The organism is Nocardioides lentus, assembly GCF_039529515.1.
Lineage (GTDB): Bacteria > Actinomycetota > Actinomycetes > Propionibacteriales > Nocardioidaceae > Nocardioides > Nocardioides lentus.
Genome location: NZ_BAAAMY010000014.1, coordinates 51,060 through 57,746 on the forward strand (window position 1 = coordinate 51,060; position 6,687 = coordinate 57,746).

Below are 6,687 nucleotides of genomic sequence, written 5' to 3' on the forward strand. Positions count from 1 at the left end.
CCTCGCTCCCCGGACCCGGCGGTCCGGAGATGACGACCCTGGCACTCGTGCCTGCCGAGTGCCAATCGTACGCGCTCCGTGGGGTCTGCACCCATCGCGTGGCGTGCGACCCTTGCCCTCCGGGGGCGACCATAGGTTAGGCTTGCCTAAATCGCGGAGCAGTCGCTCCACCGTGCGCCAGGAGGTACCCATGTCGATCACCGTCGGCACCGCCGACCCGGTCGAGCTCGCCGGGATCGCTCGCAGCACCCTGTCCTGCCCGGCCTCGGCCAGCATGGTCGTGGAGGGCACCGAGCACCTGCTCGACGGTGACGGGCTGAGCCTGTCGGAGATCGACGGCGTGCCGACGTTCTGGTGCCACCGCGAGGCCCCGGTCGCCCAGGCGGCCCGCGAGGGCCGCAGCGCGCTGCTGCGGGTGACGAGCGGCGTGCCCGACCCGGACGGCGGCCCGGGCGCGACCGTGGTGATCGCCGGTCGCCTGACCGAGGAGCGCAGCGGCGGCTGCTGCGAGGACGCCCGCGTGGTCTCCCTGGCACCGTCGCTGGTCGTGGTCCTCGACCCCCACGCCCCCGACGACGCGGACCGGCGCCAGACCGTGCCCCTCGACTGCTACCGCGACGCGGCCCACCGGCTCAACGAGGGCTACCTGCGCCGCGCCCTGCGCCACGCCAACGAGTGCCACGGCGCCGAGCTCACGGAGGCGCTCGCGCTCGCGACGGGCGCTCCCCGCTCGGAGATGATCGCCGCCTCGCTCGACCACCTGACGCCCGCCGGCGTCGAGGTCTGCTGGATCGACCTCGACGGCGCCCACACCCGGACCGTCTGGTTCTCCCGCGTCGCCCGCACCCCCGTCGAGCTGTCCAACCTCCTGCGGCGCGAGCTGCACGCCGGCCTGATCTGACGCCGACCCGATCCGGCGCTGCGCGGGTCTGACCGCCGCGGCCCGTAGGGTCGGCGGATGCCCACCCCCGCGCGCGGATTCACCGAGGTCGCCGACCGCGTCTGGGTGCGCCGCCACGAGTGGTACGACGTCTCGGTGAGTGTCGTCGGCGGGAGCCGCGGCCTGGTCGTCGTCGACACCCACGCCTCGGCGGACGCGGCCCGGGAGGTGCTCGCCGAGGTCCGCACGCTCGCGGACGGACCCGCCGGCGAGGTCGTCGCGGTCGTCAACACCCACGAGCACCACGACCACGTGCTCGGCAACGCCGTCCTGGCCGGCGCCGCCGGGTCCCGCGTGCCGGTCCACGCCCACGAGGCCGCGGCCGCGGCCATGCCCGGCGCGCTCGCGGCCGTGCGCGCGGAGGTCGCGGCCTCGCCCGCGGACACCCCGCACCGCGACGAGCTGCTGGCGTCGCTCGCCGAGCCCGTGCTCCCGGACCGGACGTTCTCGTCGGTGGCCGTCGTCGACCTCGGCGACCGCGCGCTCGAGCTCGTCCACCCGGGCCGCGGCCACACCGCCGGCGACCTCGTGGTCGTGGTGCCCGACGCCGACGTCGTGCTCGCCGGCGACCTGGTCGAGTCCTCCGACCGGGACACCGCCACCCCCGGGCTGGGGCCGGACTCGTTCCCGCTCGAGTGGCCCCTGACCCTCGACTTCGTGCTGCAGCTGCTCGGACCCGGCACGGTGGTCGTGCCCGGGCACGGGCCGACGGTGGACCGCGGCTTCGTGCTCGAGCAGCGCGCCGACCTCGGCGTCGTCGCCGAGACGCTCCGCGACCTCGCCGGTCGCGGCGTGCGGGTCGAGGACGCTCTCGCCGCCGCCGAGTGGCCCTTCCCCGCCGAGCACCTCGCCCACGCCGTACGACGGGCCTACGAGCAGCTGCCCCGCGCGCAGAAGCGGCTCCCCCTCGTCTGAGGGTCGCCGCCCCCTGTCGGGTGCCGGCGGGAGGGTCTAGCGTCACGTCCATGAGCGAGTCGAGCAGCGAGCAGTCGTCCGGCGAGACCCAGCACGGCATCCCCGACGAGGCGCTCCCGGAGGACGTGCGGCCCGCCGAGGACAACCCGCTGGCCGACCCCGACCACCACATCGGCGGCGAGGACGACGACGAGGACGACGCCCGGGGCTGACCCCGGCGTGCCGCCCCGCCCGGCCGCGGGCCCGGCCCTAGCCTCGGGCGGGTGCCCGACCGCTACGGAACCGACGTCCTCTCGACCGACTGGCGCGCGCCGCGCAACGGCCGCGCGGTGGAGACCCCCGCGACGAGGGGTCTCGTCGTCGAGGAGGTCACGACCGGCTGGTGCGGCGAGATCGTCACCGTCGACCGCGACCTCGACACCCTGACGCTCGAGGACCGCCGGCACACCCGGCGGACCTTCCCGCTCGGCCCCGGCTTCCTGCTGGAGGGCAAGCCGGTCGTGCTGACGGCCCCGGTCACGCAGCGGGCACCCGAGCGCCCCGCGCGCACCGCCTCGGGCTCGATCGCCGTCCACGACGCCCCGGCCCGCGTGGCTCGGGCCAGCCGCATCTTCGTCGAGGGGCGCCACGACGCCGAGCTCGTCGAGAAGGTGTGGGGCGACGACCTGCGCGTCGAGGGCGTCGTCGTGGAGTACCTCGGCGGCGTCGACGACCTCGCCGCCGAGCTGCGCGACTTCCGCCCCGGGCCCCGGCGCAGGGTCGGTGTCCTCGTCGACCACCTCGTGCGGGGGTCGAAGGAGAGCCGCATCGCCGACGCCGTGCGCCGCTCCGAGGTGGGCCCCCACGTCCTGATCGTGGGCCACCCCTTCATCGACATCTGGGCCGCGGTCAAGCCCCAGCGGTTCGGCCGGGACGCCTGGCCCGACGTGCCCCGCGGCGAGGAGTGGAAGAAGGGCGTCTGCCAGCGGATGGGCTGGCCGCACCGCGGGCAGGCCGACATCGCCCGTGCCTGGCAGCACATCCTCGGCGGCGTCCGCGGCTTCCAGGACCTCGACCCCGCCCTGCTGGGCCGCGTCGAGGAGCTCATCGACTTCGTCACCGCCGAGGACTGACGCCGGGCTCGGGCGCGCGCACGCCCCGTCGGTGGTCGACAAGCGGACGGCACTGCCGGTCGACGTGCGGACAGCACCGGTGGTCGAGGCGTGAGCCCGCGAGGTGCGGGCGGGTGGGCTCCGGGACCCGGTGACGTGAACGGCCGTGCTTTTGGCTATTGGCGTCGGTGGAAGGTGGCCTCGCCGGACGCGCTCCAGTGGGTGTCGTAGCGGGTGTCGTGGACGCGGCGGTGGTGGTGGGGACACAGCAGCGCGCCGTCGGTGACGGTCGTGGTGCCGCCGGCGGCCCAGGGGGTGCGGTGGTGGCCGTCGCACCAGGCGGCGGGGATGGTGCACCCGACGGCCTGGCAGACGGTGTGGGCGACCTCGAGGGCGGCGCGGAGCCTGCCGTCGACGAACCGCCGGGTGCGTCCGGCGTCGAGGACGACCGAGGCGCCGCCCATGACGGCGGGCCAGATCCCGGCGCCACACATCAGCCGGCGGGCCTGTTCGAGGGAGAGGTCGACCCCGGTGGTGGTGGTCGCGAGACCGTTCTCGGCGGCCTCGCGGCGCAGCCGGTCCTCGTCGACGACGACGGTGACGGCGACCGACGTGCCGTGCCGCTGGGGCAGGGTGGTGGTGTCGAGGTTCTCCAGCAGCGTGCAGAACGCCTGACCCCGCCGCTGCGCACCGGACAGGTACTGCCCGTCGTCCGGCTTCTCCCCGTCCGACGTCTGACCGTCCGACTTGTCAGCCTCAGCCTTCTCGTGGTCGGGGTTGGTCCGGCTGGTCGTGGTGCGGTGGTGGGTGAGGGTGTCCAGGACGGTGTCGAGGATGCTCGCGTGCAGGGCGGGGACGTCGGCGGTGACCCGGATGAACCCCTCCCCGATCCCGCGGGTGGTGAGCCTGGTGCGCCGCCACGCCTCACGCTCAGCACGGGCGAGGCGTTCGGCCTCCATCTGCTCGGCCCGGTCGGGGTCGACGACCTCCAGCACGTGACGCGCCAGACGCGCCACCTCGGCCGGGGAGAACTGAGCGCAGTACTCGATCAGCTGCAGCTCGACCGCCTCGACCAGGTCGTCTGCACTCAACGCATCCGCACTCAACGCATCCGCACTCAACGCATCCGCACTCAACGCGTCCGCGCACGACGACTCCTCACCCGACGACTCCTCGTCCGAGGACTCCTCGCATGAGGGGTCGGTGTTGGTAGTGAGGAGGTCGACCGGCAGCGCGTCGAGGCACTCGACGACCACCCGGGCGTGCTCGGGGGACACCAGCCCGTCGAGCATCGCGGCGGACAGGTGGATCCGTCTCGTGATGCGGGCGCCGAGCCTGGCCTCCGCGGCCAGGCGGCGGGGGTCCGCGCAGGTGCGATGCGCCAACCAGTCCGCCGCCGACCGGGCACCCGTGGAGGCCGCGAGCCCATCGGGGTCACCGGCATGATGGGCCGCGTCGAGCGCGGCCAGCGCGGCCTGCTTCATCGTCGTCACCCGGTCGGCGATCTGCTGCAGCGAGGCCAGGTAGTAGCCCTGCTCGGCCGTGGGCAGCCAGGACGGGTCCGAGCCCGCCGCCAGGGCGGTGGTCATCTCATCCAGCGTCGCGATCATGGTCTGCACGCCACCGACCAGCGGGTGGGAGCCCCCGCCCCACCTCGCCTCAAGCGCCGCGCTGGTGACCATGGACCTGAACCTAGACGCGACCACCGACACCCGACCCCGGTAGCGAGACCGTCCTGCACACCCCCGAGTCCCGACCCGGAGCCGCAGTCCGACCTGCCGGTCGGCGCCCACGGCGTCACTCGCCGTCGCTCGCGACGGCGCCGGTGGGTCAGGGCAGGAGGTCGCGGACCACGGCGTCGGCGAGCAGTCGCCCGTCCCGGGTCAGGACCAGCCGCTCCCCCCGTCGTACGGCGAGACCGCGGGCGACCACGTCGTCGACGGCCGTCGTCGGCGCGAGGTCGAGCGGCAGTCCGGAGCGGTGCCGCACCTCGAGCATCACCCGCTCCAGGTGTCGGTCGTCCGAGGTGAGGACCTCACGGTCCGCGGCCGGCGAACGACCCTCGGCGAGCGCGGAGGACCAGGCGGTGGGGTGCTTGAGGTTCCACCAGCGCTCGCCGTCGAGGTGGGAGTGGGCGCCGGGGCCGACGCCCCACCAGTCGGCGCTGGCCCAGTAGAGCTCGTTGTGGCGGCACCGGGCGGCCGGCGTGCGGGCCCAGTTGGACACCTCGTACCACTCCAGCCCGTCGGCGGTCAGCAGCTCGTCGGCGAGCAGGTACTTGTCGGCCAGGTCGTCCTCGTCGGGGGCGGCGACGAGCCCGGAGCGCACCTGCCGGGCCAGACGGGTGCCGCCCTCCACGATGAGGGAGTACGCCGAGACGTGGTCGGGCCGGCAGTCCAGCGCGGCCTCCAGGGAGGTCCGCCAGTCGGCCAGCGACTCCCCCGCCGTGCCGTAGATCAGGTCGAGGCTGACCTGCTCGAAGCCCGCCTCGCGCGCCCACGTCACCGCCCGGGCGACGTTGGCGGGGTCGTGGGTGCGCTCGAGGACGGCCAGCACGTGGGGCACCGCCGACTGCATCCCGAAGGAGACCCGGGTGAAGCCGCCGTCGCGGAGCTCGGCGAGCGAGGCCGGCGTGACCGAGTCGGGGTTGGCCTCCGTGGTGACCTCGGCACCCTCGACGAGACCCAGCTCGTCGCGGACCGCGGACAGCGCCCGCACCAGGTCCGCGGCGGGCAGCAGCGTCGGGGTGCCCCCGCCGAAGAAGACGGTGTCGACCCGCCGGGGGCCGGCCGCCGACGCGGACCGCGGGCCCGCCACGGTCCGGGCGGCCAGGGTCCGCGCCGCCAGCCCGACCTCGGCGACGGCGCTGTCGGCCCAGCGGGCCTGCGCACCGCCACCGCCCAGCTCGGTGGCGGTGTAGGTGTTGAAGTCGCAGTAGCCGCAGCGGGTGGCGCAGAACGGGACGTGGACGTAGATCCCGAGCCCCGCACTGCTCCCGTCGCCGCTGCTCATGCCTCCAGTGTCGTGCAGGCCCCTCAGGAGGCGTAGAGCGCCTCGATCCGCTGCGACTGGGTCGACTCCACGACGTTGCGCTTGACCTTCATCGACGGGGTCAGCTCGCCCGACTCGACCGTCAGGTCGTGGTCCAGGACGTCCCACTTCTTGATGGTCTCCCAGCGGTTCAGGCGCGCGTTGAGGGCGTCGACGTAGCCGCCGACCATCGCCCGCGCGGCGTCGGAGGCCACGATCTGCTCGTACGACGCACCGCTCAGTCCGTTCTCCTCGGCCCAGCCCTGGATCTGCTCCGGGTCGAGCGCGACGAGCGCCACGCAGTAGTTGCGGTCGTTGCCGAACACCAGGAACTGGCTGGCGTAGGGGCACAGGGCCTTGAACTGGGCCTCGATCGCCGACGGGGCGACGTACTTGCCGCCGGAGGTCTTGAACAGGTCCTTGATGCGGCCGGTGATGGTGAGGAAGCCCTCGGCGTCGAGCGAGCCCTTGTCGCCGGTGCGCAGCCACCCGTCGTCGGTGAGCGTCTCGGCCGTGGCCTCCGGCATGTTGTGGTAGCCGTTCATCACGCCGGGGCCCTTGATCTGGACCTCGTCGCCCTCGCCGAGCCGGACCTCGGTGCCGGCGACGGCCGGGCCGACGGTGCCGAACTTGTAGTGGTCGGGGTGGTTGACGAACGAGCCGGCGGCGGTCTCGGTCAGCCCGTAGCCCTCGAGGATCAGGATTCCGGCG

At 74.2% G+C, this 6,687-nt stretch carries 6 protein-coding genes and 1 pseudogene; 4 read left to right on the forward strand and 3 right to left on the reverse strand.

Translation table 11 applies throughout. The features are described from left to right. Positions 1-190 precede the first annotated feature (190 nt). Genes ABD158_RS17610 through ABD158_RS17625 form a run of 4 tightly spaced genes read left to right on the forward strand, consistent with a single transcriptional unit; the run spans position 191 to position 2,967 of the window. Positions 191-901, forward strand: coding sequence for a hypothetical protein (locus tag ABD158_RS17610; RefSeq protein ID WP_344009012.1), 711 nt, complete (start codon positions 191-193; stop codon positions 899-901). A 57-nt stretch (positions 902-958) separates the two neighbouring features. Beyond that, positions 959-1,855 carry an MBL fold metallo-hydrolase gene (locus ABD158_RS17615; RefSeq protein WP_344009014.1) on the forward strand — a complete coding sequence of 299 codons (897 nt, stop codon included), beginning with the start codon at positions 959-961 and terminating at the stop codon, positions 1,853-1,855. Positions 1,856-1,905: 50 nt separating this feature from the next. After that, a complete protein-coding gene (locus tag ABD158_RS17620) occupies positions 1,906-2,067 on the forward strand; it encodes a hypothetical protein (protein ID WP_344009016.1) in 162 nt (53 codons plus the stop codon). Positions 2,068-2,118: 51 nt separating this feature from the next. Beyond that, complete coding sequence (locus ABD158_RS17625) at positions 2,119-2,967, forward strand: DUF3097 domain-containing protein (RefSeq protein ID WP_344009018.1); 849 nt, start codon at positions 2,119-2,121, stop codon at positions 2,965-2,967. Positions 2,968-3,122: 155 nt separating this feature from the next. Here the strand turns inward: ABD158_RS17625 and ABD158_RS17630 are convergent, their stop codons facing one another. The 3 genes and pseudogenes from ABD158_RS17630 to ABD158_RS17640 form a co-directional block, all read right to left on the reverse strand. Then, positions 3,123-4,628 (reverse strand): HNH endonuclease signature motif containing protein, encoded by a 1,506-nt coding sequence (locus ABD158_RS17630; RefSeq protein ID WP_344009020.1) that lies wholly within the window; start codon positions 4,626-4,628, stop codon positions 3,123-3,125. A 148-nt stretch (positions 4,629-4,776) separates the two neighbouring features. Next, positions 4,777-5,958, reverse strand: coding sequence for a radical SAM family heme chaperone HemW (gene hemW, locus ABD158_RS17635; protein ID WP_344009022.1), 1,182 nt, complete (start codon positions 5,956-5,958; stop codon positions 4,777-4,779). A 23-nt stretch (positions 5,959-5,981) separates the two neighbouring features. Beyond that, positions 5,982-6,687 (reverse strand): annotated as a pseudogene (locus ABD158_RS17640) (long-chain fatty acid--CoA ligase); the annotation flags it as partial.